Below are 22,570 nucleotides of genomic sequence, written 5' to 3'. Positions count from 1 at the left end.
TTCTCCGGAGCGCGCAGATAGATGCATTTCACAAAGCGGATCATTGTTTTCGGGCTGTTCCTTGTGGCTCTGTTCGGGATGGCGGCATGCAGCACGCCCCAGAAACAGGCGGCCCCCCAGCAGATGAACCTGCGCCCCAACGAAACGCCCGAGTTACGCAGAATGATCAACAGCTATGCCGATCAATACGAGATCCCGCGCGCGCTGATGCACCGTGTGGTCACCCGAGAAAGCTCCTACCGCCCCGAGGCGCGCAATGGCAGCTACTACGGCCTGATGCAGATCTCGCCCCAGACCGCAGGCGCTATGGGCTTCAGTGGCGCACCGCGCAACCTTCTGGATGCCGAAACCAATCTCAAATATGCGGGCAAATACCTCCGCGGCGCCTGGCTGCTGTCGGATGGCTCGAGCGATAAGGCCGTCTCGCTTTATTCGCGCGGCTATTACTATGAGGCCAAGCGCCGCGGGATGCTGAAAGAGACCGGCCTGCGCAACTGAGCCGGACCTTGTAACCGAGCCGACCTTATAGCCCCACCCATGTCCCGAAGGCACCGGCGCGAACCGGTGCCTTGCTCATTCAGGGATCATTCAGGCACGGATCATTCGGCCAGAAGCGGCCCCATCACCTTGCCCGCTAGGATATGCATGTGGAAATGCGGCACTTCCTGACAGCCATGCTCGCCCGCATTGGTGATCGCGCGGAAGCCCTTGTTCTCGACGCCCAGATCCTTGCAGATCTGCCCGCAGGCCCGCATGAAATCGAGGATCTCTGGGTCGGAGGCGTTCTGGCAGAAATCGTCGTAATTCACATAGGCCCCCTTGGGGATGACCAGCACATGGTCGGGTGCTTTGGGGGTAATGTCCTTGAAGGCCAGCGTGTAATCGGTTTCGAGCACGGTCGCGTTGGGAATATCGCCGCGCAGGATTTTGGCGAAGATATTCTCGCTATCGTAGGAATAGGACAAGGGAAGCCTCCTCAGTCGGAAAACAGGTAGTGGGTTGCCGCTATTTCGGCAGCGGTATCGGTATCGATCTTCAGGAATTGCGCAAGCGGTTCGGCATTACCCGCAAGACCCGATGCCTCGCGGATGCGCCAGAAATGCTCGAATTCCGCATCGCGGATCCGCTCGCTCTCGTAGCGCAGATCGTAGCGGATCGTCGGAAGGACACGCTCGTAGATCTGCGGCGGGCTGTCATGGCCCGCCAGCCCGATCCGCTGCGCATGGCCCACCAGATAGTCGTCCGAGAACTCCGTCTGGATCTCGAGAATCCGCGTCTCGGATTTATCCGAGGTCAGATCGCGCAGTAGATCGAAATCCGACGGGTCGACACAGATCAGCAGCCGGTCACTGCGGTGATATTCCAAGAGCATCCGCAGCAGTGCCCGACGGTGACGGTTGCGTTTTTCAAGCGTCTTCTCGATGCCCCCCAAAGGCGGCAGCTCCTCCTCCTCATTGAACAGATAGTTCACGCAAGGAAGGTCGCTACGCGTGCGGATCTGCTCGACGAGGCGCTTGGCCACATGCCATTTCTTGCATACCACCACATAGAGTGCGCGATCGCGGCCAAGGGTCGCCTCGGTCTCCCAGAAGCGCGGCGCGAACCGGTGTCCCTCGCGGCCCTTCTGCGTAAGGAAGCCGAACATGGCGCGGCCCTCATTGGAGATCGGAAACGCCATCCCCTCCTCGCCCCAGAGCGTGCCGAGCCGCGTTTTCAGCTCTTTCGCCGTCGGGCTGATCTTGCGGGCAAACAGGTAGTCTTGCGCCAGAAGCATGTCGTAATGGTCGTTATAGAAGGTCACCGGCATGCCGTAATCGGTGAACATCAGGAAGGTCAGTGTGCGCGAGCGGATCTCTCGCTCGGGAACCACATGGCGCACCACCGTCTGGAAGAAGGTCTCGTCGGGGATCCATGTCGTGGAGAAGAATTTCATCACCTCTGGGCGGTCCACACAGAATTGCAGGACTTTCAGGATCGTATCGCGGCGCAGACACCACCATTGCGAGCCGATCATCATCTCTACATCGGCAGGCACCTTGCGGGTGATCCCGAGCCGTTTCTGCCACTCGTAGCTCTTGTAGAACCACCATTTATGGGTGCGCTCGTTGAACCAGTGGCGGTAGATCAGCCGCTCTTCCTTGAAGCCGGTCTTGATCCAGTCCGAGTTGAAGAAATCGAAGCTCTCGATATAGTCGCATTGCTCGTCCGCAAGCCGCTGATGGGCGTATTCGGCGGATTTGATCTGCATGCAGTCCCCCGAGAGCATGTAGAAATGCGTGGCCTCGGGAAACGCCTCCACTGCCGCCTTCACCGCCTCGAGGGTTGCCGCCACAAGGCTCCATTCGCCCCAGCCGCATTTGAGCCGCTTCTTGGCAAAGGTCACTTGCGGATTATCGGCCAGACCATCGGCAATTTTGACAAAATCATTGGGATTCGCCCGTGCATCGAAGTGGATCGAGACACAATCGCCCGCCGCCGTTAACCGTGCCGCTTGACGGATCACGGTTTCGGGGTCTTTGTGTGTCAGGAGGATAAAGGCAATCTGGACCATGATTTCGGGCGTCGCTTATGTCGGTTACGCCACTATCGCCCCTCTTTGCGGCGAGTGACATTGAAAATATAAAGTTTGTTTGCTTTTTCAGACTAATCATTGCGTAAAGGTGACGATAAGCGCACCGGGTTAAAGGAGCAGACAGATGGGGTTTCCCGGAACGTGGATGACGGAAAGCGAAAGCGTGGTCTATCGCGTGGTGCCCAAATGCGCCTGCTCGTCGATCGGCCAGATCATGTTCTATTCCGATCACGGGCGGTTCTTCGATGGTGACATCCACGATTCGAAAGAAGGGCTGCACAAATGGTCGCAAGAGCATAGCCAGGGCCCGATCGAGCGGGTCGTCAAAGGCGGTCAGGCCTATTCCTTCACCTGTGTGCGCAATCCCTATGGCCGGATCCTGTCATCCTTCTTCGACAAGATCGCCGGCATCCAGCGCAATGGCCGCCGCTACCGCGGCAATCTGGTGCCGCAGCTGATCCAGAAATACGGGATCGATGTCGGCTCCCCGGAAGATAATTTCGACTTCGATCAGATCAAGAGCTTCCGCCGCTTCCTGCTGTTTGCGCGTGATACCATCCGCTGGCGGCGCCCGATGGAGCCCGACATCCACTGGTCGGCCATGTCCGGCCATATCTCGACTTTCATCGTCAACGGCGGCCGCTACAACAACATCTTCTTCACCGAGAAGTTCAACGAGGGCATGCAAAGCGTGCTCGACGATATCCAGACGCCGGTGAAAGTGGATCTTTCGGCGGTGCCGAAATTCAACGAATCCGAAGGCCACGGCCCCAAGCGCGCCCATCCGATCAGCGATTATTTCGATGATCTCTCGCGCCATCTGGTCTGGGAGATCTACAAGAAGGACTTCCAGCTCTTCAGATATGATTTTGACAATCCCGACAACAAGATGCCTCTGGGAGAGGTGGACCTCGATGAGGTCCATGCCAAGCTCGGGCAATAATTTCTCGGGCTGGGGAACCCGCTTAGGAAAGCTGCGTTGGCCGGATATGTCGCATGAAGCTCCCACCCTACCCGCCCGCCTCGCCGCCCGCCTGCCCGCCCCTGTCGGGCCATGGCTCGGGCGGCATCTGGATCGCATCGAGATCGGAGTGCTGCTCAGCCTGATCCTGATCGGAGGCGGCATCTGGGCCTTCGGCGCCATCGCCGCCGAGATGACCGAGGGCGACACCACCGCCTTCGATCGCGCAATCCTTCTGTGGTTCCGCAATGGCGATGATCTGGCAGTGCTCAACGGGCCTGCATGGATGGAAACCGTGGTGCGCGATATCACCGCGCTTGGCGGGGTCACGGTCCTCGGCGCGCTGACCGTCTTCACCGCGGGCTATTTGCTGATGGAAGGCTATCGGCGTCAGGTCTGGGTGCTGCTGGCCGCCGTCATCGGCGGGCAGGTTGTCTCCAATATCACCAAGATGCTGTTTGATCGGACCCGCCCCGACCTGGTGCCGCACGGGACCGATGTCACCTCGGCCTCTTTCCCGTCGGGCCACTCGATGATGGCCACGATCACGTGGCTCACCCTTGCGGTGATGCTGGCGCGCCTACAGGCCCGCCGTCGGACACGGGCCTATCTGATTTCGGTAGCGGTGCTCATTGCCGTCAGCGTCGGCATCAGCCGCGTTGCCCTGGGCGTGCACTGGCCGACCGATGTGCTGGCGGGATGGTCCATCGGGGCTGCATGGGCGGTGGCGTGCATGCTGATCGCCGATTGGCTCTTCCCCACGCGACCCAAACCCGACATTCCCCCGCAGGACTAACCACCTACGCGCGGCAGCGGAGCCGCGTGAGCGGCGCCCTCGGGCGCCCGAGGAAGGCTCCCCCCTCGGACACTCGCCCCGATGATATCGCTCAGATACCGGCTGCGGCAAAGAGCTCTTTCACATCCACTTCCGGCCGTGCACCGTAATGGGTGATCACCTCGCCCGCCGCCACACACCCCATCCGGCCGGCCTCCTCGAGCGACGCGCCCGTGGCGATACCATACAGGAACCCTGCCGCGAACTGGTCACCCGCGCCTGTCGCATCGACCGGCGTCACCGCTTTTACCGGCACTTCCACTGTCTCGTTGCCACGACGGATCACCACACCGGCCCCGCCGCGGGTGCAGACCACCAGCGCGCATTCCTGCGCGGCCTGCTCCAGCGCCGATGCCAGATCGGTCTCGTAGAGGGCTTCCCACTCATGCTCGTTGCCGATCACGAAATCCATCTCGTCGCGCACAAGGCGCCGGAAATCCTCGCGGTGACGGTTCACGCAGAAGGGGTCCGACAGCGCGATCCCTGCCTGCCCGCCCGTCCGGCGCGTTGCTTGCGCCGCCTTCAGGAACGCGGCCTTGCCCTTATCCTTGTCGAACAGATACCCCTCGAGGAACAGGTAGCGCGTGTTCTCGACGACGTCCAAGGGGACATCCTCGGTCGACAGCTCCGAGGAAATCCCGAGATAGGTATTCATCGAACGCTCGCCATCCGGCGTCACAAAGATCATCGAGCGCGAGCTGGGCAGTTCGCCCGCCTTCACCGGCGGATTGGGGAAATCGGTGCCCTCGGCCTTCAGTGCCGCCTCGTAGAACCGGCCCAGACCGTCATCACGCACCCGCCCGATAAAGGCCGATTTCAGCCCCAGATTACCGATGCCCGCAATCGTATTGCCCACCGAGCCGCCCGGGATCTGGTTGCGCTCGTCCATCGCGCCATAAAGCAGCTCCGCGCGATCGGTCTCGATCAGCTGCATGATCCCCTTCTCGATCGCCATATTGTCGAGAAACGCATCCTCGCAGCGGCTGATCACATCGACAATCGCATTGCCGATACCCACGACATCATATTTGCTCATAAGGTTTTCTCCTCGAACTGGCACAGGTCGCGTATCAGACAGGCACCACATTTCGGTTTACGCGCGACACAGATATAGCGTCCGTGAAGGATCAGCCAGTGATGCGCATGATGTTGATATTGCACAGGGACGTTATCCTCGATGGCGCGCTCGACCGCGTCCACGTCTTTGCCGGGGCAGATGCCCGAGCGGTTTCCGATGCGGAAAATATGCGTATCAACCGCCTGCGCGGGATAATGGAACCACATATTCAGCACCACATTCGCCGTCTTGCGCCCCACGCCGGGCAGCGATTGCAGCGCCGCCCGCGACGATGGCACCTCCCCGCCATATTCCTCGACCAGAATTCTGGCCGTCTTGATGACATTCTTGGCCTTCTGGCGGAACAGACCGATGGTCTTGATATGCTCGGTCAGCCCCTCCTCGCCCAGATCCAGCATCTTCTGCGGCGTATCGGCGATCGGGAAGAGGTGCCTTGTGGCCTTGTTCACCCCCGCATCCGTCGCCTGCGCCGAGAGCGCGACCGCCACCAGAAGCGTATAGGCATTCACATGGTCCAGCTCGCCCTTGGGCTCGGCCTCGGAAGCCTGGAAACGTGCGAAAACCTCGCACATTTCGTTATATCCAAACTGTTTGACGCTTTGTTTGCTCATGGTCCAGCTATGCCCAGATGAGCTCTCCATCGCAAGCCCATTCAGCGCTGTCTTCTTTCTAGTCAAACCCGGGAGCAACTCACGAAATCATCATTAACGTCATTTCCGTTAAGCAGATGTTATCCATCCTCGAAGCAGATTGAGGATGCGGGGCACAGATACGAGGAGGTGCAGATGGATATGGGCTATCCGATCTCGGCAATCATACGGGATCGCGACGAACAGGTCTGGACATTGCGGAACGATTTTCAGCCGGAAAACATGCTGGAGATCCTGTTCGAGGGTGAGATCGCGGTGCTGCGCGACCCTGATGGTCAAGCGCTGGCCCGTGGTTATCTGACCGCCGATATCCCCGTTCTGCTCGAATCGACCTCGGGGACATTGCGCCTTGACCGGATCGAAATCGACGGACAGCTCTGTCTCTATATCCCCTCCGACGTGATGACACCCGGCATCCCCTACCGGGAGGCTTCCCAAAGCTCGAGCGGTGCGCGCGCCGCCTCGCCCGAAGAAATCTCAAACATGCCCTGCCTCGCGGGCGGCACATTGATTGCCACCGATGAAGGCCCCCAGCCCATCGACTGGCTGCGCCCCGGTGACCGTGTGCTGACCCGCGATAATGGCTACCAGCCGCTTCTCTGGCTTGGTCATCACACCATGCCGCGCCGTGCGCCATTGGCCACGCAGCTGATGTCCGTCTCCGCCGAACTGCTCGGCCCAAACCTGCCCGAGCGCGAGCTGGTGATGAGCCCGCGCACCGGTGTCTTGCTGGCGGGACCCGAACTGGAACTGTGGTTTGCAGAGGCCGAGATGCTGGCACAGGCCGATCATCTGGCGCCCCATAGCCCGCGCCTCGAAGGCCGCCGCATGGTCTATTCGCTCCTCTTTACCGCGCCCGAGCTGGTTCTGGCCGAGGGGATGTGGGTTGCGACCGTTCAGGCAGATTCCCCCTATATGTCGCTGATGCCGCCGCGCGTGCGCACCAGCCTTGCGCCGCAGCTGGCGCAATATCATGACCTGTCGGCCCGCGTCTGGCTCGCCGATTGGGAGGCAGAGATGTTCTGCAAGGACCGCCGCGCCCGTCAGGACCGCATCGCTGCCTGAATTTCACACAGGTTTCGGGTCGTGCTCCGGCGCGGCCCGATTTAATCTGGGCCAAACCGCAAAAGGCCCTACCCCATGGAAGACCGCTATCATTACCGCCTGATCGCGCGCGCCATCGCCGAGATCGATGCCGCCCATGCCGAGGGGCTGACACCCTCGCTGGCCGATCTGGCGCAGCGCCTGAACCTGAGCGAGGCGCATTTCCAGAAATGCTTCACCGCATGGGCCGGTGTCTCTCCCAAGCGCTACATGCAATACCTCAAGCTGGATCTGGCCAAAGATCTCCTGCGCAAACGGCATCCGCTGATCGCCGTGGCAGCCGCTACGGGGCTCTCCGGCTCTGCCCGCCTGCATGATCTGATCCTGCGCTGGGAGGCCATGACGCCCGGCGAGTTCGCGCGTGCGGGAGCGGGGCTGACGATCCATTGGGGGCGCTTCGAGACACATTATGGTCCTGTGATCGCGATGGGCACCGGGCGTGGCATCTGCGGGATGGCCTTTACCGAAGAAATGGGAGAGGCGTTGGCCTTTGCCGATCTGGCAAAACGCTGGCCTGCCGCGCAGTTCCGCGAGGACCCTGCCGCACTCGGAAATTGGGTCGCGGCAGCTTTCGCCCAGCGGGGGGACGTCTCACTGACCCTCACAGGCGGCGCGTTCCAGATCAAGGTCTGGGAGGCGCTTCTGCAGATCCCCGAAGGCGCCGTCTCCACCTATCAGGACATAGCCACGGCCATCGGCTCGCCCAAGGCCACCCGCGCGGTCGGCACCGCCATCGGCAAGAACCCGATTGCCGCGCTGATTCCCTGCCATCGTGCGCTTCGCAAATCGGGCGGACTGGGCGGCTATCACTGGGGGCTGACGACCAAACGTGTGCTTCTGGCGCGCGAAGCGGCCCGCTCGGAAGCCGAGCGTTCGCCTATGCTGTAGCGCTGGCTCGCGGCGGATAACATTTGCCGGAACCCTTCGGCAAAATGCCGCCCAGCTATTGAAGCGCGATGGAACTTCCCCTTCTCTCGGACGTAATATCCACCGGACGCCCGAGAATACGGGCGCGTGAACAAAGGCTGGAACGAGATGAACAAGAAGATTTCCCCTGGTGTGGCAGGTGTCGCCTTGCTTGCAATGGCAGGCTGTGTGACCACCCCCGCCGACCCGAACGACCCCTATCAGAACACCCGTGGCGGCGCGATCGCAGGCGCTCTTCTGGGCGGTGCCGCAGGCGCCATGTCCGGTGGTGACGAGCGTCTGACCAAAGCTGCAGCCGGTGCCGCCGTGGGCGGCCTGATCGGTGGCGCCATCGGCAACCAGATGGACAAGCAGGCGCAAGAGCTTCGCCGCGATCTCGACGCACAGGGCACCTCGGTCGTCAACAACGGTAACAACCTTGTCGTGACCATGCCGCAGGATATCCTGTTCGATACCGACAGCTCGGCCGTCCGCCCGAGCCTGCGTAACGACCTCTACACGCTGGCCGGTAGCCTCAACCGCTACCCGAACTCCACGCTGCAGGTCGTCGGCAACACCGATAACACCGGCGAAGCTGCTTACAACCAGCGCCTCTCGGAAGCCCGCGCCGATGCCGTCACCGGCGTATTGGTGCAGGCCGGTGTGCCCGCCTCGCGCATCCAGTCCTATGGTCGCGGCGAAGAGAACCCGATCGCGTCGAACCTGACCGCGGAAGGCCGCGCCAAGAACCGCCGCGTCGAGTTCATCATCACGCCGACGAACAACTGAGTTTTTCCATTACCGATTTGGGAGGGGCCGGCATCTGCTGGCCCTTTCTTTTGACCAGATCCCATGGCTTCGGATAGATTGGCTAGAAAAACTAACCAAGGAGGTGCCTGCGATGCCGTTCCAGAGAATCGAATCGGAAAAGCTTGCCACGGCCATCGTGCGCCAGATCGAAGAGCTGATCCTGCAGGGGATCCTGCGCCCGGGTGAACGTCTGCCCTCCGAGCGCGAACTTTCGGACAGGCTCGGCGTCTCGCGCCCGTCTCTGCGGGAGGCGATTGCGGAGCTGCAGGATCAGGGGCTGCTTGCCACGCGCGCCGGTGCCGGCGTCTATGTGGCCGATGTTCTGGGCTCGGCTTTCTCGCCCGCGCTGATCCGCCTCTTCTCGTCCTCCGATCAGGCGGTCTATGACTATCTGGCCTTCCGCCGCGATGTCGAAGGGCTGGCCGCCGAGCGCGCCGCGCGTTTTGCTTCCGATACCGATCTGCAGGTTATCGACGGGCTTTTCCGCCGCATGGAAGCCGCCCATAGCAAACGCAGCTATGCTGATGAAGCCGCGCTTGATGCGCAATTCCACCTGGCCATCATCGAGGCCAGCCATAACGTGATCATGCTGCATATGATGCGCGCGATGTTCGACCTGCTGAGCGAGGGCGTGTTTTACAACCGCTCCATGCTCTTCAAGAACCGCGTGACCCGTGACGAGCTGCTCAACCAGCACCGCGCGATGAACGAGGCGATCCAGAAGCGCGACGGGACGGCCGCACGCGAGGCAGTGGCGGCGCATATGAACTTCGTCGAGGTCGAGATGACCCATAACCGCAAAGCGATGAAAAACGAGGAAACAGCAAAGCTGCGTCTGCAACAGCGCAGCAGCTGACGCGTCCCGCAAGCTGACATGAAAAAACCCGGCCCAAGGGCCGGGTTAGAATGTTTGGTGACCTCGAAAGATCAGTGCAGACGCTGGGCGACCTCGTCGATGGACGCATCGACGCGGGCCGCTTTATCAGCGGCAGACATCTGCTCGGCCAGAACCTTGCCAGCAGCAGCGATCGCGACCGTGATGGCCTCGTCGCGCACGGCTTTCACGGCACCAGCTTCGGCAGAGGCGATCTGCTCTTCTGCAGCTTTCAGGCGACGCTCGATCGAATCGGCCAGATCCTTCTTCGCCTGAGCGGCAGCCAGCTCCGCGTCGCGCTTGGCGCTGGCGACGATCTCGTCGGCCTGCACCTGCACTTCGCGCTGCTTGCGCTCGTAGGTGGCAAGAATGGCTTGGGCTTCCTCACGAAGGCTGCGCGCCTCCTCGAGGTCCGATTTGATCCCTGCGGCACGCTTATCGAGCAGGCCACCCAGCATCGTCGGGACTTTCACATAGAAAAGCACACCGATGAAGGTCAGGAAGGCCAGCGTCACGATGAAGTTCGTGTTATGCAGGCTGAAGAACGGGCCGGACGCTGCAAAGGCGGGCTGAGCAGCAACAAGGGCGATGAGAACAGCAAGTTTCTTCATGACCTTATCCTTTCAACCGTTCGTCGACAGCCGCAGCGACGCTGGCTTGGTCGGCCTGACCACCCAGAGCCGAGACGATCTCGACAGCAGCGTCTTTGGCGACGGCTTCCACCGCCTCTTTGGCACCGGCTTCGATCTCCGCGATCCGCGCTTGGCTTTCGGCCGTTTTCGCCGCGATCTCGGCATCCGCTTTCACGATTGCCGCATCCACGTCTTTCTGGATGTCTGCACGGGCTTGGGCCACGATGGCCTGCGCTTTGGTGCGAGCATCGGCCAGGGCCTTTTCATAGGCGGCCTCGGCTTCTTTGGCCTTGAGCTTGAATTCCTCGGCGGAGGCAAGATCCCCCGAGATGGTGCCCTGACGGTCGGCCAGCACGGAGGCGATCCGCGGCAGCGCGACTTTTGCCAGAACCCAATAAATCACGACCAACGAGACCAGAAGCCAGAAGATCTGGTTGGGATAGGTCGAGAAGTCGAGCTGCGGCATACCGGCAGCATCGGCGTTATGCGCCGAAGCGCCAGCCGTCACCGCCACATCGCCAGCTTCATGTTCTGTTGCCATGTCGTTGTCCCTCTCGGACCGCAGGCACGCGGTCCTGTCTCAAACTCGGAAGGGCCCGTCGGGGCCCCTCCGTCCGCAAGATTGCGAAAAAGGGATCAGACGGCGAACATCAGCAGCAGAGCGACGAGGAACGAGAAGATCCCCAGTGCTTCTGCGAATGCGATGCCGATGAACAGCGTTGCGGTTTGACCAGCGGCTGCCGACGGATTGCGCAGGGCACCCGACAGGAAGTTGCCTGCAACGGTACCCACACCGATTGCCGAACCACCCATACCGATACAAGCCAGACCTGCACCGATGTAAGCACCCATTTGAACGATATCGCCTTCCATAGTCGTCACTCCTAAAGTTGGAATTGGCTTGAGTAGATTAACGCGATCCTTGGATCGACCTTAGTGTGCGGGATGCAGCGCGTCTTTCAGATAGACGCAGGTCAGGATCGTGAAAACATAGGCCTGGATGAAGGCAACAAGCACTTCGAGGCCGTAGATTGCAGTGATGGCCAGCACGGACACGGGAGAGATCAGCGCGATGGCGGCAAAGCCTGCGAAGACCTTCATCACCGCGTGACCGGCCATGATGTTGCCCGCAAGCCGGATCGAATGCGATACGGGGCGGACGAAATAGGAGATCACCTCGATCAGCGCAAGGATCGGGCGCAGCGGAAGCGGCGCAGCCGAGACCCAGAACAGGCTCAGGAAGCCCGCGCCGTTCTTGATGAAGCCGATCACGGTCACCGAGACGAACACGAAGAGTGCCAGAACAGCGGTCACAGCGATATGCGAGGTGGTGGCAAAGCTACCCGGCAGCAGGCCTAGGAAGTTAGCGAAGGTGATGAAGGAGAAGATCACCATGACATAGGGGAAGAACTTCAGCCCCTCCTTGCCACAGATATCCTCGACCATTTTGTGGCCCATGCCGTAAAACAGTTCGGCGATGGATTGTGCGCGCGAGGGCACAATGCCGCGGCCGCGGGTGCCGACAACCAGCACCAGAACGATTGCGACGATCGCAATCGCCATCCACAGGGTTGCATTGGTGATCGTATACCAATGGACAGCACCCTCACCCACCAGAGGGGAGACCACGAACTGGTCCATCGGGTGGAAAGCCATCTCGCCCGACCCTTCGGTCACAATCGCAATGAGGAGCATCAGGATCACAACGGCGAACAAGATGTAGCTGATCATCTTGGACGAGCCATTGGCGTTCGAAGTGCTTTCCGCCACGTCTATTTTCCCTCTTCATCAGCCGCAGGAGCGGCATCAGGTTTCGCATTTATTTCCGCAGCGGTGCGCATCATCACGCGCACCCCCGCAATCAACCCCAGAAGAACGAAGATGATCATGAAGATCGGCAACGTTCCCAAGAGGACATCAAGCCCGTAACCGACCCCGAAACCGATACCCAGCCCCGAAACCAGCTCTATGACCATCCTCCAGGCAAGCTCGGATTGTGCGACACCGCCACGCGGTGGTTTATCCGTCTCGCCCGGAGCCTGCTTTCTCAGCTTCGCAAGCTTGTCTTCGAGCGCTTTTAGACGTTCGGGATCAGGCTCGTTGCTCATCATTCAGGCCTTTGGTCGTGTTAGGGCTGTGATAGACGTCACGGCGCAGTGAGTCAACGCTCATGACCGTAGGAGAAATACCGCGCAAGGCACTGATATGTATCAATTTTGAAAACCGCACACCTCACGCCGCCCTGCGACAATCTGACCACCCCGCCCCGCGGGGCCAAAATCCAAATTCAACCCATCGGTTGACCATCGACCCAAAACCTCCGTAAGTAAGCCCATGAGCACGCAGCCCTCTTCCGATCTCGATGCGATATTCGCAGCCCTCGCCGACCCGACGCGGCGCGAGATCCTGCATATGCTGCTCGAGGACGATATGGCGGTGAGCGATGTGGCCAGCGCGTTCGACATCTCGCTGGCGGGCGTGTCGAAACATCTGGCAATCCTGAGCCAAGCAGGACTGATCAGTCAGGAAAAGCATGGCCGTGTGAAATGGTGCAAGCTGGAACCTTCGGCCATGAGCGAGGCGATCATCTGGATCCAGAGTTTCGGCCAGTTCCGGGCGATGGATCTGGATGCGTTCGAACGCTTTGTCGAGAGCGAGCTTGCCCCCCTCGCCGCACCGCAGCCGGAGGCCGATTAGGGGCTCTGCCCCCTTGGCGCTGCGCGCCAATTCCCCCGGGATATTTACAGACACTGGAAGAAGGGGCCGCGCGGGCCCCTTTGTCTTTGTTACAGGCCGTGGCTCCGGTCATAGGAGTTGCGTGCGGAAGGCTCCCAGCCGCGGGGTGGCTCTGAGGCGGCGAAAATCTCGACCTTGAGCGGGTAGCAGGCCGCACTATCGGAGCTGTGCTCGGAGGAGCAATCGCCGCCCGGACAGGCCGAGAGCGCGCCGAGAAGATCGATCTCGGCGAAGATATCCATGTAATCGCCGGGGCGGACCGGACTTGCCTTCATGAAATACTGCCCCGTATCACGGGTGAAGCCTGTGCACATGAAGATGTTGAAGACGTCATGCACCTGGGTTTCAGCCTCGGCCAGGGACATGCCCGTCTCCGCTGCCAAGGCACGCGTCAGATTGGAATGGCAGCAATGGTGATATTGCCCGCCATCGCTGAGCAGCGCATGGGTATAGGGGTCGCAGCGGGTACCGATGACATCATGCACCGACCCGCCATCGGGATCGACCCCATACCAGTCGAGGCTGTCATCGATGATCGTGGCCATCGGGCGCAGGCTCGGGAGAGAGGACCAGAAGCGGTCACCGCTGGACAGATGCGTGCCGTGGAGTGCGCGGGTCTTGCCGGAATAGAACCGCTCGGAAAGATCGGCTGACCAGAGGTTGAGATCGCCCACCTGGGCGCCCTCGATGGAGGAGATCCGGAAGAACTGGCCGGCTTTCACGTGGAAACAGGCACCATCGCGCGGAGGAACGATTACCTCGCCGATTTTCTCCGCCCCTGCCCACGATGCGCGATAGGCGGCAAGATCGGGTCGGGGCAATGTGGTGACGGGATAGCAGATCACCGGCGGGAGGGATTTGCGCGCGATGGCATCGGCGGGCGCGGCATGTTCTGGCGTGGAAAGCTTCATCGCGAACCTCTTGGACATAACAAAACCCCGGTTGCTCAACCGGGGTCTGTCAGGCCCTAGAGACCGGTTCAGGCGCTATAGTAGCCATACATTTCATCAAGAACAGCGATGTTTGCAGGTTTTTGCGCCTGCGGTGAGGGCTGTTCCGGCTTGTGCGTGCCGGGATTGTAATAGGCCAGCGCGTCTTCCTGCTTCAGAGCGGACTCGGCCTGTTCCGGGAATTTGACAATCTGATTCATGGAACTCTCCAGTGTTTCCGAGTTCCTCCCCGACGCCTGATATAAAGTTTTTATATCGCGGCGCCATGGCCCGCGCTGCAACGCTTACATGCGTATACTGCAATGCAAAATGCAAACACCCCCAGCTTTCGCCGGGGGTGTCGCAGGACATGACCGTAAGGATCAGTTCTGGCGTTCGACCATCATATGCTTGATCGCGGCGATGGATTTCGCCGGATTGAGACCTTTGGGGCAGGTCTTGGTGCAGTTCATGATGGTATGGCAGCGGTAGAGCTTGAAGGGATCTTCGAGCTGGTCGAGACGCTCTGCCGTGGCTTCATCGCGGCTATCGATGATCCAGCGATAGGCATGCAGGAGGGCTGCCGGACCGAGATAGCGGTCGGAGTTCCACCAGTAGCTCGGGCAGGAGGTCGAGCAGGAAGCGCACATAACACACTCGTAGAGACCATCGAGTTTCTTGCGATCCTCGATCGACTGACGCCATTCCTTCTCGGGACGGTTGGTCTTGGTTTCCAGCCACGGCATGATCGACGCGTGCTGCGCGTAGAAATGCGTCAGATCGGGGATCAAATCCTTGACCACCGGCATATGCGGCAGCGGGTAGATCTTGACCACATCGGTCTTGATCTCGTCGAGACCGAAGATACAGGCCAGCGTGTTATGGCCGTCGATATTCATCGCGCAGGAGCCACAGATCCCTTCGCGGCAGGAGCGGCGGAAGGTCAGGGTCGGGTCGATCTCGTTCTTGATCTTGATCAGCGCATCGAGAACCATCGGGCCGCATTTGGCGAGGTCGACGAAATAGGTGTCGACCCGCGGGTTTTCACCATCTTCCGGCTCCCAGCGATAGATCTGGAATTTGCGGACGTTTTTGCCTTCCGGCTTCGGCCATGTCTTGCCGACACGGATCTTCGAATTCTTGGGTAGGGAAAACTGAACCATGTTTCTACCTCCGGTCATATGTGGACGGGGCGGGTCGCTGCGTAGCGGACTTCGTCGCGAAGCGCCCCCGTTATATCTCTTCCCTGCCCGGGGCCACCGGACAGCGGATCACCTGTTATAGAGCGGCGTTTGCGGCAGTTGACCGGAATACTGGTAGACACAGCTCTTGTAGACCTCGTTGGGGTCGCGGAACGTATCCGAGGAGATCCCCACCTTCAGATCATAAGAGGTAGCCGGTTTTCCGTTTGCCACGCCCAATCCCACAGAACCGGAGACCGGACGCGCATCCTGCACGCGTTGCTGGCAGAGGGTTTCTGCCCGAGCGACCGGGATCTTGGTGCAGCCGGAGAGCGCAAGCGCGCCCCCCAGAACCACCGCCAGAGCCGGCCGCCCCCGCATCAGTAGACCCGCTTTTTGGGCGCGATCTTGGCCGTATCGATACCACCATCCTCGAATTTGGTGAGCGGATCGATATGCACCGGACGGAAGGTCAGATCCACATTCGGGCCGTCGACACGCATAATCGAGTGCTTGCGCCAGTTGGTATCGTCACGATCCGGGTAGTCCTCATGCGCATGGGCGCCGCGGCTTTCCTTACGGGCCTCAGCACCGACGATGGTGGCCATCGCATTCGGCATGAGGTTGGTCAGCTCGAGGCTTTCCATCAGATCCGAGTTCCACACGAGCGAGCGGTCGGTGACCGAGAGATCGTCGAGCTTGGAGGCCACAGACTTCATCTTCTCGACGCCTTCTGCCAGCGTCTTGTCTGTCCGGAACACGGCCGCGTCGGCCTGCATCGTGCGCTGCATCTCGAGACGCAGCTCTGCCGTCGGCGTGCCACCCTTGGCATAGCGGATCTTGTCGAACCGCTCGAAGGCCGCTTCCACGCCCTTGAGGTTCATGGTCGGGTTCGGCGCCTCGGGATCGAGCGTCTTGCCCGCCCGAAGCGCGGCTGCACGACCGAAGACCACAAGGTCGATCAGCGAGTTCGAACCCAGACGGTTCGCACCGTGAACCGAGGCACAGCCCGCCTCGCCCACAGCCATCAGGCCGGGAACGATCGCATCGGGGTCTTCTGCGGTCGGGTTGATGACCTCGCCCCAATAGTTGGTCGGGATACCGCCCATATTGTAGTGCACCGTCGGCAGAACCGGGATCGGTTCCTTGGTCACATCGACACCGGCGAAGATCTTCGCGGATTCCGAGATCCCCGGCAGGCGCTCGTGCAGCGCTTCCGGCGGGAGGTGCGAGAGGTTCAGGAAGATGTGGTCTTTATGCTCGCCCACACCGCGACCTTCGCGGATTTCCATCGTCATGCAGCGCGAGACCACGTCACGGGACGCGAGGTCCTTATAGGTCGGTGCATAACGCTCCATGAAGCGCTCGCCTTCGGAGTTGGTCAGATAACCACCCTCGCCGCGCGCGCCCTCGGTGATCAGGCAGCCCGAGCCATAGATGCCGGTCGGGTGGAACTGGACGAATTCCATATCCTGCAGCGCCAGACCCGCACGGGCCACCATGCCGCCACCGTCGCCGGTGCAGGTATGGGCCGAGGTTGCCGAGAAATAGGCGCGGCCATAGCCACCGGTCGCCAGAACGACGGTTTTGGCCGAGAACAGGTGGAAGGTGCCGTCATCGAGTTTCCAGCACAGCACGCCCACACAGGACTTGCCGTCTTCCGACATGATCAGGTCGATGGCGAAATATTCGATGTAGAACTCTGCGTTGTTCTTCAGCGACTGGCCGTAGAGCGTGTGCAGGATCGCGTGACCGGTCCGGTCGGCGGCGGCACAGGTGCGCTGAACGGGCGGGCCTTCACCAAATTCGGTGGTATGACCGCCGAAGGGGCGCTGGTAGATCTTGCCTTCTTCGGTGCGCGAGAACGGCACGCCGTAATGCTCGAGCTCGTAAACGGCCTTGGGCGCCTCACGCGCAAGGTATTCCATCGCGTCGGTGTCGCCCAGCCAGTCCGAGCCCTTCACGGTATCATAGAGGTGCCATTGCCAGTTATCGGGGCCCATATTGGCCAGCGAGGCGGCGATACCGCCCTGTGCGGCAACCGTGTGCGAGCGGGTCGGGAAAACCTTGGTCACACAGGCGGTGCGCAGACCCTGCTCGGCCATGCCCAGCGTCGCGCGCAGACCGGCGCCACCGGCACCGACAACCACGACGTCATATTTATGCGTCTCGTATTCGTAAGCAGCCATTTGTCTTTATCCCGTTATTATCAGGCGCCCATTGCCAGGCCGATGAGAACCATCCGGCCAAGCGCGTAAAGCACGCATGCGATCAGAAAATAGGACAGGCCCTGCACGAACAGCACCGCAATCTTGCGGGTCATGCCCTGCCAGTAGTCCTCGATCATCGTCTGTGCGCCTTTGGCAAAGTGACGCAGACCCACGAAGAAGGTCAGCGCGGTGATGATCGCCGGGAAGGGATGCGAGAAGGTCGCGATGACTTCCGCCTGCGACTTGCCGAGTGCGGAGCCGAAGATGAAGATGAAGCAGGGAACGAGGAACACCAGAGCCCATGCCGAGACGGTCATGTACCAGTGATGTTCGGTGCCCGTCCCCGAGGCTCCTTTGCCAACGGCGCGCTTGCGGTCGGTGAGGTAACGCATGAGATCCCTCCCTCAGACGATGATGATGGTAAGAAGGGTCAGCACGACCGAACCGATCATGCAGGCCATGCCGAGTTTCTCGGCAGTCTCGATATCGAGCCCGCGGCCCGAATCGAAGTAGAAGTGACGCAGCCCCGCGAGGTAGTGATACCAAAGGCCCAGCACCGAAACCGTGAAGACCAGATCGCCGATGAAGGAGGTCATGAGCCAGTTGACGGTCTCGAAGGTGGAGGGCGCGCCGGTTGCGGCCATCAGCCACCAGACGGCGAGGATTGTCGTAATGATCAGCGCATTGCCCGTGATCCGCGTCAGAATAGACGAGATCGAGGTCATTTGCGGGCGGTAATACTGACCGATCATGAAGGGGGAAAGGGGCCGTTCAACCCGTTTCGTTTCTGCCATAGTGGGTCCCTCTGTCGCTTGGCCCCGAAATTCGCATGGCAAAAGACGATCGGCTATTGCTATGGGTGCCGCGGGGCTGGCCGGAATAATGTCTGGCACATGCATAGGACGATCTGTCGCAGGTGTCACGCGTCACGACTGGAAAATTTGCCACGTTTCAGTGAAAACAGAGTGGAAATCCCGCTTTGTGATCACGAAAATTCTTCCTGTGATCACATTATTGGCGCTAACAATTCATGAGTAATTTTGTCGACTTATAGCGTAGGCACCGGCAGAGTCGCACAAGAGGCCGCTGGCGGATCCTAAACGAAAACACCCGCCCAATCCATGGACGGGTGCATGATTGGGGGGCGCGAGGCCAACTTAGCGACGCAGCGGCAGGCCGTTCTTGTCTTTCAGCGAGCCCACGACAAGGCGCACGAAATCGATCAGCGTCCAGATCCCGAGCCCGCCAAACGTGATCAGCATCAGGATGCCGGTAAAGATGCGACCCAGATAGAAGCGGTGCACACCGAGGCTACCCAGAAAGAAGCATAGCAGAACCGCCGGAACGAAACCCTTGGTGGATTCGCCCGTAACGGGGGCTTGTTGCATGGATTGCGGCTCGATCGGGGTAGCGGTCATGGAAATCTCCGGTATTGGGAAAAGGTCAGATAGGTGTTGATGCAAGGCAGATGCGTCGGCCCTGCCCGTCGCGTTCCTGCTCGGTGATCAGCTTGTAGAACACGATGACCGTGTGCAGCGCATCCGCCAGCAGGAACACCAGCGCGAGCGGATTACCGTTGCAAAACAGCGCCACAGTCACGAGGAACAGGCCCAGATCGACCAGCCCGTGCAGGATATTGCCGAGATAGAAGTGATGCACGCCCAGCACACCGAACACGCCACAGAGCGCGACAGCGGTGCCGTAGGACTTCGGGGAACGTGTATCGCTCATCTAAAATTCTCGCAAAACGGTCGCATCAATGTGATCCGTTTGAAGCAGGTTTTTAGGATGATCAACCGCAAAAACCGGATGCATTCAAACATATGCATTCGATTTCAATGTTTTAGGCGGTATCTTGCCGGTCGGTCACAGGGGGCAAAGCGCCCAGTAGTCCAGATCCAGCAGCACTTCGGGCAGGTATTTCCCGTCCTCCCCCTTCAGCGCAAAAGGTGCAGCCCCCGCCTTGACCGCGACCAGACGCAGGCGCAGCGCACCTACCCCCGGAGCGCCCGTCCCGGCCTTGTCGATCACCTCCGACCATGCCTTGACCGTATCCCCCGCAAAGCAGGGATTGGCATGTGCGCCGCCATTGAGCGCCACGATCATCTGCGCATTGGCGAGCCCGTTGAAGGACAGCGCCCGCGCCATCGAGATCACATGACCGCCATAGATCAGCCGCTGGCCATCGGAGCGGAAGGTCGCGTCAAAATGCACTTTAGCGGTGTTCTGCCACAGGCGGGTGGCCAGCATGTGCTCGGCCTCCTCGATGGTGACGCCATCGACATGGTCGATCTTCTCGCCGATCCCGTAATCGCCCCAGCGATGCGGCTCGCCCGCCAGATCGAAATCATAGCCGGTGAAATCCAGCCCCTCGGGCAGGATCAGGTTCTCGGGCGCCACGACCCTGGCCAGATCGGGCAGAACCGTCTCGGGCGCGGGCGCATCCGGGTTGCCCTTGCGCACCATCACCCAGCGGACATAGTCCATCACCGTTTCATCGCGCTGGTTCAGCCCGCGCGTGCGGACATAGACCACGCCGGTCTTGCCGTTGGAGTTCTCCTTGAGCCCGATCACCTCGGATTCGGAGCGCAGCGTATCGCCGGGATAGACCGGAAGATACCATCTCCCCTCGGCATAGCCCAGATTGGCGACCGCATTCAGCGAGACATCCGGCACCGTCTTGCCGAAGATCACATGGAAACTCGCCAGGTCGTCGATGGGAGAGGCAGGCAGGCCACAGGACCGTGCGAATTCATCCGATGAATAAAGCGCCCCGCGCGCGGGGTAGAGCGCGTGATAAAGCGCCCTCTCCCCGCCCGAGACGGTGCGGGGCACGGCATGTTTCAGCACCTGCCCCACATGATAATCCTCGAAAAACCGGCCCGCATTCGTTTTGGCCATACCCTGCACTCCTCCCGTTTGGGGGCGCGTTAGAGCTGCCCCAGTTTCAGTTCGGGCGAATACTCGCCCTCGACGATCTTCGTCACCGCCTGCCCGCAGCGCATCACGCCGCGCGCCGCGTCGAACGCATATTGCGGGTTCCCCTCCAGCACCCAGCCCTTGGCCAGGGCTTCGGTTACCTTGTGGCAGAACTCGCTCGTGTCATCTGCCGTGAGAAAACGATAGGCTTTCATGGGATCCTCCTTCACCCGAATACCGGGTAGCCGAAGGCATAATGGATACCCGCAATCACGCCATAGACAATCACCGTCCCGAGAAGGGCGAAAATCTCCATTTTGGCGCCCTTGCCCTTGGGCGGCACCCACGCGGTGCGGTTAATCAGCACCATTTCGACCAGCGCCCAGATCCCGATCCCGCCAAAGAGCACGAAGCTCGGCGTATCGCCATTCACGAGGATATGCGCGACCGACCACAGCAGCACGCCCAGCAGCATCGGGTGGCGGTAGATCTGCGCGATCTTGGTCTTCATGCCGGCAGCTGCAAACAGATAGACCGAGACCAGCATCAGCAGATTGTTCACCCCTGTCACCGCAGGGCTACGGCCCCAGAAGAACGCGCCATCCGCCGAGCGGTAACCGATCACCATCAGGATCAGCGACAGAACGAGAAGCCCCGACACCATCGCCCGCCCCTGCGGCCCCATCTTCGCGCGCGCCTCGGGCGCCAGACGTTTGAACAAATGCGCCAGCGCCCAGATCAGGACACCGAGGATGAGAAGGATCATTGGCTTACTCCGCTTGGCTTATATCCGTGCGGCAATCGCCTCCGCTTTGGCGAGGACCTGCCGCGCTGTGACGATATGCAGATTTTCCACGATCTTACCATCGACAACCGCAACACCCTGCCCCTTTGATCGCGCCTCGTCAAAGGCGGCGATCTGGCGCTCGGCTAGATCGATCTCGGCCTCGGATGGGGCAAAGGCGGTATTGGCCACGGAGAGTTGCGCCGGATGGATCAGGGTCTTGCCGTCAAAGCCCATGTCGCGTCCCTGCGCGCATTCGGCGGCCAGACCTTCCTCGTCCTTGAACGCATTATAGACTCCATCCACGATGATCTTCCCATAGGCTTTGGCCGCCAGCAGGCACAGGCCCAGCCCCGAGAGCATCGGCAACCGATCGGGGCGGAACCGCGCGCCCAGTTCCTTGGCGAGGTCATTGGTGCCCATCACCATCCCCTGAAGGCGGGGATGGGCGGCAATCGCCTGCGCGTTCAGCATCCCCAGCGAGGTCTCCATCATTGCCCAGAGAGGCACGTCGGGGATCAGATCCCCCACGGCATCCAGATCGGCGGGGTCATTCACCTTGGGGATCAGGATCGCATCGATCCGGGCGCCTTCGCGCAAGGCGCGTGCCATCTTCAGCACATCCTCGCGACCCCAGTCGGTATCGAGCCCGTTGATCCGCACGATGCGCGCGCGATTGCCAAAATCCTTATCCTTCAGCGCTGCGACCAGCGTGTCGCGGGCGTTGATTTTTTCGTCAACGGCGACAGCATCCTCCAGATCGAAGATGATCGCATCACAATCTAGCCCCATGGCCTTATCAAGCGCCCGCTCCTTGGAGCCGGGGATGTAAAGCACCGAACGATAAGGCTGTGCCGACATGATTCTCCTCCCAAACTGCTATACAGAACAAAAGATCACAGTATAAACGTTATTTGCAATATAATTTCTGCCGCATCGCAGAATTTTAGTTCTCGCAGGTAAATTGCGGGCGCCCCCAGGGTGATTAACTCTCTTTTCGTCAGTTCGCCTTAGTTTAGTGATCATTGCATATCACAACCAAGGGGCGATCTATGCAAAAGAAGCTTTTTGCCCTCTCACTGGGCTTTCTTGCACTCATCCTTGCCGCGCAGAACCTGCGCGCCGAGACCCCCGCCTGTGGTGACCGCTCCGAGATCGTGGTCGAGCTGGCAAACCGCTATCAGGAAACACAGCGCAGCACGGGAATTGCTGCCAATAATACGCTGATGGAGCTGTTTGCTGCGGAGAGCGGCACATGGACCCTGCTGGCCACCACTCCTGGTGGCACCAGCTGCCTGATCGCCTCCGGAATGGACTTCAAGACCCAAAGCGGCGGTTTTGGCAGAGCTTTCGGCACCGGCCCGAAAAAAGACATCTGAACGGCGGAAT

At 60.4% G+C, this 22,570-nt stretch carries 31 protein-coding genes; 9 read left to right on the top strand and 22 right to left on the bottom strand.

Translation table 11 applies throughout. The features are described 5' to 3' along the window. Positions 1-21: 21 nt before the first annotated feature. On the top strand, positions 22-498 hold the full coding sequence (locus ABEB22_RS07660) for a transglycosylase SLT domain-containing protein (RefSeq protein WP_406869984.1): 477 nt from the start codon (positions 22-24) through the stop codon (positions 496-498). A 101-nt stretch (positions 499-599) separates the two neighbouring features. On the opposite strand, the gene ABEB22_RS07655 is transcribed toward ABEB22_RS07660, so the two are convergent. Together ABEB22_RS07655 and ABEB22_RS07650 are read right to left on the bottom strand one after the other, a co-directional pair. Next, positions 600-965 (bottom strand): HIT domain-containing protein, encoded by a 366-nt coding sequence (locus tag ABEB22_RS07655; RefSeq protein ID WP_406869983.1) that lies wholly within the window; start codon positions 963-965, stop codon positions 600-602. An 11-nt stretch (positions 966-976) separates the two neighbouring features. Continuing rightward, a complete protein-coding gene (locus tag ABEB22_RS07650; RefSeq protein ID WP_350935000.1) occupies positions 977-2,551 on the bottom strand; it encodes a DUF5928 domain-containing protein in 1,575 nt (524 codons plus the stop codon). A 145-nt stretch (positions 2,552-2,696) separates the two neighbouring features. Here ABEB22_RS07650 and ABEB22_RS07645 point away from each other — a divergent pair, with 145 nt between their 5' ends. Both ABEB22_RS07645 and ABEB22_RS07640 read left to right on the top strand, forming a co-directional pair. After that, positions 2,697-3,515, top strand: a complete 819-nt coding sequence (locus tag ABEB22_RS07645; protein WP_339113467.1) for a sulfotransferase family protein — start codon at positions 2,697-2,699, stop codon at positions 3,513-3,515. Continuing rightward, a complete protein-coding gene (locus tag ABEB22_RS07640) occupies positions 3,487-4,329 on the top strand; it encodes a phosphatase PAP2 family protein (RefSeq protein WP_406869982.1) in 843 nt (280 codons plus the stop codon). Before ABEB22_RS07645 ends, ABEB22_RS07640 begins: the two co-directional genes overlap by 29 nt. A 91-nt stretch (positions 4,330-4,420) precedes the next feature. On the opposite strand, the gene ABEB22_RS07635 is transcribed toward ABEB22_RS07640, so the two are convergent. Together ABEB22_RS07635 and nth are read right to left on the bottom strand one after the other, a co-directional pair. Further along, positions 4,421-5,404 (bottom strand): adenosine kinase, encoded by a 984-nt coding sequence (locus ABEB22_RS07635; RefSeq protein WP_350934996.1) that lies wholly within the window; start codon positions 5,402-5,404, stop codon positions 4,421-4,423. Continuing rightward, positions 5,401-6,057 (bottom strand): endonuclease III, encoded by a 657-nt coding sequence (gene nth / locus ABEB22_RS07630; RefSeq protein WP_339113470.1) that lies wholly within the window; start codon positions 6,055-6,057, stop codon positions 5,401-5,403. Before nth ends, ABEB22_RS07635 begins: the two co-directional genes overlap by 4 nt. Before the next feature lie 174 nt (positions 6,058-6,231). Between nth and ABEB22_RS07625 the strand changes: the two genes are divergently transcribed. The 4 genes from ABEB22_RS07625 to ABEB22_RS07610 all read left to right on the top strand — a co-directional run bounded on the left by ABEB22_RS07625 (position 6,232) and on the right by ABEB22_RS07610 (position 9,772). Beyond that, positions 6,232-7,161, top strand: coding sequence for a Hint domain-containing protein (locus ABEB22_RS07625; protein ID WP_406869981.1), 930 nt, complete (start codon positions 6,232-6,234; stop codon positions 7,159-7,161). A gap of 75 nt (positions 7,162-7,236) precedes the next feature. After that, the gene (locus ABEB22_RS07620; RefSeq protein WP_406869980.1) at positions 7,237-8,088 is read left to right on the top strand and encodes a methylated-DNA--[protein]-cysteine S-methyltransferase; all 852 of its coding nucleotides are present in this window, start codon (positions 7,237-7,239) and stop codon (positions 8,086-8,088) included. Between the two features lie 147 nt (positions 8,089-8,235). Continuing rightward, entirely contained in the window at positions 8,236-8,895 is a 660-nt protein-coding gene (locus ABEB22_RS07615) for an OmpA family protein (RefSeq protein ID WP_406869979.1), read from the top strand. Between the two features lie 112 nt (positions 8,896-9,007). Continuing rightward, the gene (locus tag ABEB22_RS07610) at positions 9,008-9,772 is read left to right on the top strand and encodes an FCD domain-containing protein (protein WP_339113474.1); all 765 of its coding nucleotides are present in this window, start codon (positions 9,008-9,010) and stop codon (positions 9,770-9,772) included. A 71-nt stretch (positions 9,773-9,843) separates the two neighbouring features. On the opposite strand, the gene ABEB22_RS07605 is transcribed toward ABEB22_RS07610, so the two are convergent. The 5 genes from ABEB22_RS07605 to ABEB22_RS07585 all read right to left on the bottom strand — a co-directional run bounded on the left by ABEB22_RS07605 (position 9,844) and on the right by ABEB22_RS07585 (position 12,530). Next, positions 9,844-10,401, bottom strand: a complete 558-nt coding sequence (locus tag ABEB22_RS07605) for a F0F1 ATP synthase subunit B (RefSeq protein WP_339113475.1) — start codon at positions 10,399-10,401, stop codon at positions 9,844-9,846. Between the two features lie 4 nt (positions 10,402-10,405). Then, entirely contained in the window at positions 10,406-10,963 is a 558-nt protein-coding gene (locus ABEB22_RS07600) for a F0F1 ATP synthase subunit B' (RefSeq protein WP_406869978.1), read from the bottom strand. A 95-nt stretch (positions 10,964-11,058) separates the two neighbouring features. Continuing rightward, on the bottom strand, positions 11,059-11,295 hold the full coding sequence (locus ABEB22_RS07595) for a F0F1 ATP synthase subunit C (protein WP_339109046.1): 237 nt from the start codon (positions 11,293-11,295) through the stop codon (positions 11,059-11,061). A 60-nt stretch (positions 11,296-11,355) separates the two neighbouring features. Beyond that, positions 11,356-12,117 (bottom strand): F0F1 ATP synthase subunit A, encoded by a 762-nt coding sequence (locus ABEB22_RS07590; RefSeq protein WP_339114433.1) that lies wholly within the window; start codon positions 12,115-12,117, stop codon positions 11,356-11,358. Positions 12,118-12,194: 77 nt separating this feature from the next. Next, positions 12,195-12,530, bottom strand: coding sequence for an AtpZ/AtpI family protein (locus ABEB22_RS07585; RefSeq protein WP_406871135.1), 336 nt, complete (start codon positions 12,528-12,530; stop codon positions 12,195-12,197). Between the two features lie 226 nt (positions 12,531-12,756). On the opposite strand from ABEB22_RS07585, the gene ABEB22_RS07580 reads away from it, so the two are divergent. Beyond that, entirely contained in the window at positions 12,757-13,119 is a 363-nt protein-coding gene (locus ABEB22_RS07580; RefSeq protein WP_339113477.1) for a metalloregulator ArsR/SmtB family transcription factor, read from the top strand. 89 nt (positions 13,120-13,208) lie between these two features. Here the strand turns inward: ABEB22_RS07580 and ABEB22_RS07575 are convergent, their stop codons facing one another. The 13 genes from ABEB22_RS07575 to ABEB22_RS07515 form a co-directional block, all read right to left on the bottom strand. Beyond that, positions 13,209-14,087, bottom strand: coding sequence for an urea carboxylase-associated family protein (locus tag ABEB22_RS07575; RefSeq protein ID WP_406869977.1), 879 nt, complete (start codon positions 14,085-14,087; stop codon positions 13,209-13,211). Positions 14,088-14,137: 50 nt separating this feature from the next. After that, the gene (locus ABEB22_RS07570) at positions 14,138-14,308 is read right to left on the bottom strand and encodes a hypothetical protein (protein WP_406869976.1); all 171 of its coding nucleotides are present in this window, start codon (positions 14,306-14,308) and stop codon (positions 14,138-14,140) included. Between the two features lie 162 nt (positions 14,309-14,470). Then, positions 14,471-15,250: a succinate dehydrogenase iron-sulfur subunit gene (locus ABEB22_RS07565; protein ID WP_339113480.1), complete on the bottom strand. Its 780-nt coding sequence runs from the start codon at positions 15,248-15,250 to the stop codon at positions 14,471-14,473. A gap of 108 nt (positions 15,251-15,358) precedes the next feature. Next, positions 15,359-15,649 (bottom strand): hypothetical protein, encoded by a 291-nt coding sequence (locus ABEB22_RS07560; RefSeq protein ID WP_339113481.1) that lies wholly within the window; start codon positions 15,647-15,649, stop codon positions 15,359-15,361. Further along, on the bottom strand, positions 15,649-17,457 hold the full coding sequence (sdhA, locus tag ABEB22_RS07555; RefSeq protein WP_339113482.1) for a succinate dehydrogenase flavoprotein subunit: 1,809 nt from the start codon (positions 17,455-17,457) through the stop codon (positions 15,649-15,651). Before sdhA ends, ABEB22_RS07560 begins: the two co-directional genes overlap by 1 nt. A 20-nt stretch (positions 17,458-17,477) precedes the next feature. Next, positions 17,478-17,870 (bottom strand): succinate dehydrogenase, hydrophobic membrane anchor protein, encoded by a 393-nt coding sequence (gene sdhD, locus ABEB22_RS07550; protein ID WP_339113483.1) that lies wholly within the window; start codon positions 17,868-17,870, stop codon positions 17,478-17,480. Between the two features lie 12 nt (positions 17,871-17,882). After that, positions 17,883-18,272, bottom strand: a complete 390-nt coding sequence (gene sdhC / locus ABEB22_RS07545; protein WP_339113484.1) for a succinate dehydrogenase, cytochrome b556 subunit — start codon at positions 18,270-18,272, stop codon at positions 17,883-17,885. A 363-nt stretch (positions 18,273-18,635) separates the two neighbouring features. Beyond that, on the bottom strand, positions 18,636-18,896 hold the full coding sequence (locus ABEB22_RS07540; protein WP_339113485.1) for a TM2 domain-containing protein: 261 nt from the start codon (positions 18,894-18,896) through the stop codon (positions 18,636-18,638). 25 nt (positions 18,897-18,921) lie between these two features. Then, on the bottom strand, positions 18,922-19,209 hold the full coding sequence (locus ABEB22_RS07535; RefSeq protein WP_339113486.1) for an NINE protein: 288 nt from the start codon (positions 19,207-19,209) through the stop codon (positions 18,922-18,924). Between the two features lie 135 nt (positions 19,210-19,344). After that, positions 19,345-20,379 carry a MaoC family dehydratase gene (locus tag ABEB22_RS07530; protein WP_406869975.1) on the bottom strand — a complete coding sequence of 345 codons (1,035 nt, stop codon included), beginning with the start codon at positions 20,377-20,379 and terminating at the stop codon, positions 19,345-19,347. Between the two features lie 29 nt (positions 20,380-20,408). Continuing rightward, positions 20,409-20,612 carry a DUF1737 domain-containing protein gene (locus tag ABEB22_RS07525; protein WP_339113488.1) on the bottom strand — a complete coding sequence of 68 codons (204 nt, stop codon included), beginning with the start codon at positions 20,610-20,612 and terminating at the stop codon, positions 20,409-20,411. 11 nt (positions 20,613-20,623) lie between these two features. Then, on the bottom strand, positions 20,624-21,163 hold the full coding sequence (locus ABEB22_RS07520; protein WP_339113489.1) for an NnrU family protein: 540 nt from the start codon (positions 21,161-21,163) through the stop codon (positions 20,624-20,626). 18 nt (positions 21,164-21,181) lie between these two features. Beyond that, a complete protein-coding gene (locus tag ABEB22_RS07515; protein ID WP_406869974.1) occupies positions 21,182-22,042 on the bottom strand; it encodes an HpcH/HpaI aldolase/citrate lyase family protein in 861 nt (286 codons plus the stop codon). Between the two features lie 191 nt (positions 22,043-22,233). On the opposite strand from ABEB22_RS07515, the gene ABEB22_RS07510 reads away from it, so the two are divergent. Next, complete coding sequence (locus ABEB22_RS07510; protein ID WP_339113491.1) at positions 22,234-22,560, top strand: hypothetical protein; 327 nt, start codon at positions 22,234-22,236, stop codon at positions 22,558-22,560. Positions 22,561-22,570: the final 10 nt, after the last annotated feature.

Origin of the sequence: Thioclava sp. 'Guangxiensis', from assembly GCF_045348365.1 — a bacterium.
Lineage (GTDB): Bacteria > Pseudomonadota > Alphaproteobacteria > Rhodobacterales > Rhodobacteraceae > Thioclava > Thioclava kandeliae.
This window is presented reverse-complemented; position numbering and strand designations above follow the sequence as displayed.

Excerpts from the sequence above, each read along its gene's own strand:
- ABEB22_RS07660 (WP_406869984.1), top strand. The coding sequence starts at position 22 with ATGCATTTCACAAAGCGGATCATTGTTTTCGGGCTGTTCCTTGTGGCT.
- ABEB22_RS07650 (WP_350935000.1), bottom strand. The coding sequence starts at position 2,551 with ATGGTCCAGATTGCCTTTATCCTCCTGACACACAAAGACCCCGAAACC.
- ABEB22_RS07645 (WP_339113467.1), top strand. The coding sequence starts at position 2,697 with ATGGGGTTTCCCGGAACGTGGATGACGGAAAGCGAAAGCGTGGTCTAT.
- ABEB22_RS07640 (WP_406869982.1), top strand. The coding sequence starts at position 3,487 with ATGAGGTCCATGCCAAGCTCGGGCAATAATTTCTCGGGCTGGGGAACC.
- ABEB22_RS07635 (WP_350934996.1), bottom strand. The coding sequence starts at position 5,404 with ATGAGCAAATATGATGTCGTGGGTATCGGCAATGCGATTGTCGATGTG.
- nth (WP_339113470.1), bottom strand. The coding sequence starts at position 6,057 with ATGAGCAAACAAAGCGTCAAACAGTTTGGATATAACGAAATGTGCGAG.
- ABEB22_RS07625 (WP_406869981.1), top strand. The coding sequence starts at position 6,232 with ATGGATATGGGCTATCCGATCTCGGCAATCATACGGGATCGCGACGAA.
- ABEB22_RS07620 (WP_406869980.1), top strand. The coding sequence starts at position 7,237 with ATGGAAGACCGCTATCATTACCGCCTGATCGCGCGCGCCATCGCCGAG.
- ABEB22_RS07615 (WP_406869979.1), top strand. The coding sequence starts at position 8,236 with ATGAACAAGAAGATTTCCCCTGGTGTGGCAGGTGTCGCCTTGCTTGCA.
- ABEB22_RS07610 (WP_339113474.1), top strand. The coding sequence starts at position 9,008 with ATGCCGTTCCAGAGAATCGAATCGGAAAAGCTTGCCACGGCCATCGTG.
- ABEB22_RS07605 (WP_339113475.1), bottom strand. The coding sequence starts at position 10,401 with ATGAAGAAACTTGCTGTTCTCATCGCCCTTGTTGCTGCTCAGCCCGCC.
- ABEB22_RS07600 (WP_406869978.1), bottom strand. The coding sequence starts at position 10,963 with ATGGCAACAGAACATGAAGCTGGCGATGTGGCGGTGACGGCTGGCGCT.
- ABEB22_RS07595 (WP_339109046.1), bottom strand. The coding sequence starts at position 11,295 with ATGGAAGGCGATATCGTTCAAATGGGTGCTTACATCGGTGCAGGTCTG.
- ABEB22_RS07590 (WP_339114433.1), bottom strand. The coding sequence starts at position 12,117 with ATGCTCCTCATTGCGATTGTGACCGAAGGGTCGGGCGAGATGGCTTTC.
- ABEB22_RS07585 (WP_406871135.1), bottom strand. The coding sequence starts at position 12,530 with ATGAGCAACGAGCCTGATCCCGAACGTCTAAAAGCGCTCGAAGACAAG.
- ABEB22_RS07580 (WP_339113477.1), top strand. The coding sequence starts at position 12,757 with ATGAGCACGCAGCCCTCTTCCGATCTCGATGCGATATTCGCAGCCCTC.
- ABEB22_RS07575 (WP_406869977.1), bottom strand. The coding sequence starts at position 14,087 with ATGTCCAAGAGGTTCGCGATGAAGCTTTCCACGCCAGAACATGCCGCG.
- ABEB22_RS07570 (WP_406869976.1), bottom strand. The coding sequence starts at position 14,308 with ATGAATCAGATTGTCAAATTCCCGGAACAGGCCGAGTCCGCTCTGAAG.
- ABEB22_RS07565 (WP_339113480.1), bottom strand. The coding sequence starts at position 15,250 with ATGGTTCAGTTTTCCCTACCCAAGAATTCGAAGATCCGTGTCGGCAAG.
- ABEB22_RS07560 (WP_339113481.1), bottom strand. The coding sequence starts at position 15,649 with ATGCGGGGGCGGCCGGCTCTGGCGGTGGTTCTGGGGGGCGCGCTTGCG.
- sdhA (WP_339113482.1), bottom strand. The coding sequence starts at position 17,457 with ATGGCTGCTTACGAATACGAGACGCATAAATATGACGTCGTGGTTGTC.
- sdhD (WP_339113483.1), bottom strand. The coding sequence starts at position 17,870 with ATGCGTTACCTCACCGACCGCAAGCGCGCCGTTGGCAAAGGAGCCTCG.
- sdhC (WP_339113484.1), bottom strand. The coding sequence starts at position 18,272 with ATGGCAGAAACGAAACGGGTTGAACGGCCCCTTTCCCCCTTCATGATC.
- ABEB22_RS07540 (WP_339113485.1), bottom strand. The coding sequence starts at position 18,896 with ATGACCGCTACCCCGATCGAGCCGCAATCCATGCAACAAGCCCCCGTT.
- ABEB22_RS07535 (WP_339113486.1), bottom strand. The coding sequence starts at position 19,209 with ATGAGCGATACACGTTCCCCGAAGTCCTACGGCACCGCTGTCGCGCTC.
- ABEB22_RS07530 (WP_406869975.1), bottom strand. The coding sequence starts at position 20,379 with ATGGCCAAAACGAATGCGGGCCGGTTTTTCGAGGATTATCATGTGGGG.
- ABEB22_RS07525 (WP_339113488.1), bottom strand. The coding sequence starts at position 20,612 with ATGAAAGCCTATCGTTTTCTCACGGCAGATGACACGAGCGAGTTCTGC.
- ABEB22_RS07520 (WP_339113489.1), bottom strand. The coding sequence starts at position 21,163 with ATGATCCTTCTCATCCTCGGTGTCCTGATCTGGGCGCTGGCGCATTTG.
- ABEB22_RS07515 (WP_406869974.1), bottom strand. The coding sequence starts at position 22,042 with ATGTCGGCACAGCCTTATCGTTCGGTGCTTTACATCCCCGGCTCCAAG.
- ABEB22_RS07510 (WP_339113491.1), top strand. The coding sequence starts at position 22,234 with ATGCAAAAGAAGCTTTTTGCCCTCTCACTGGGCTTTCTTGCACTCATC.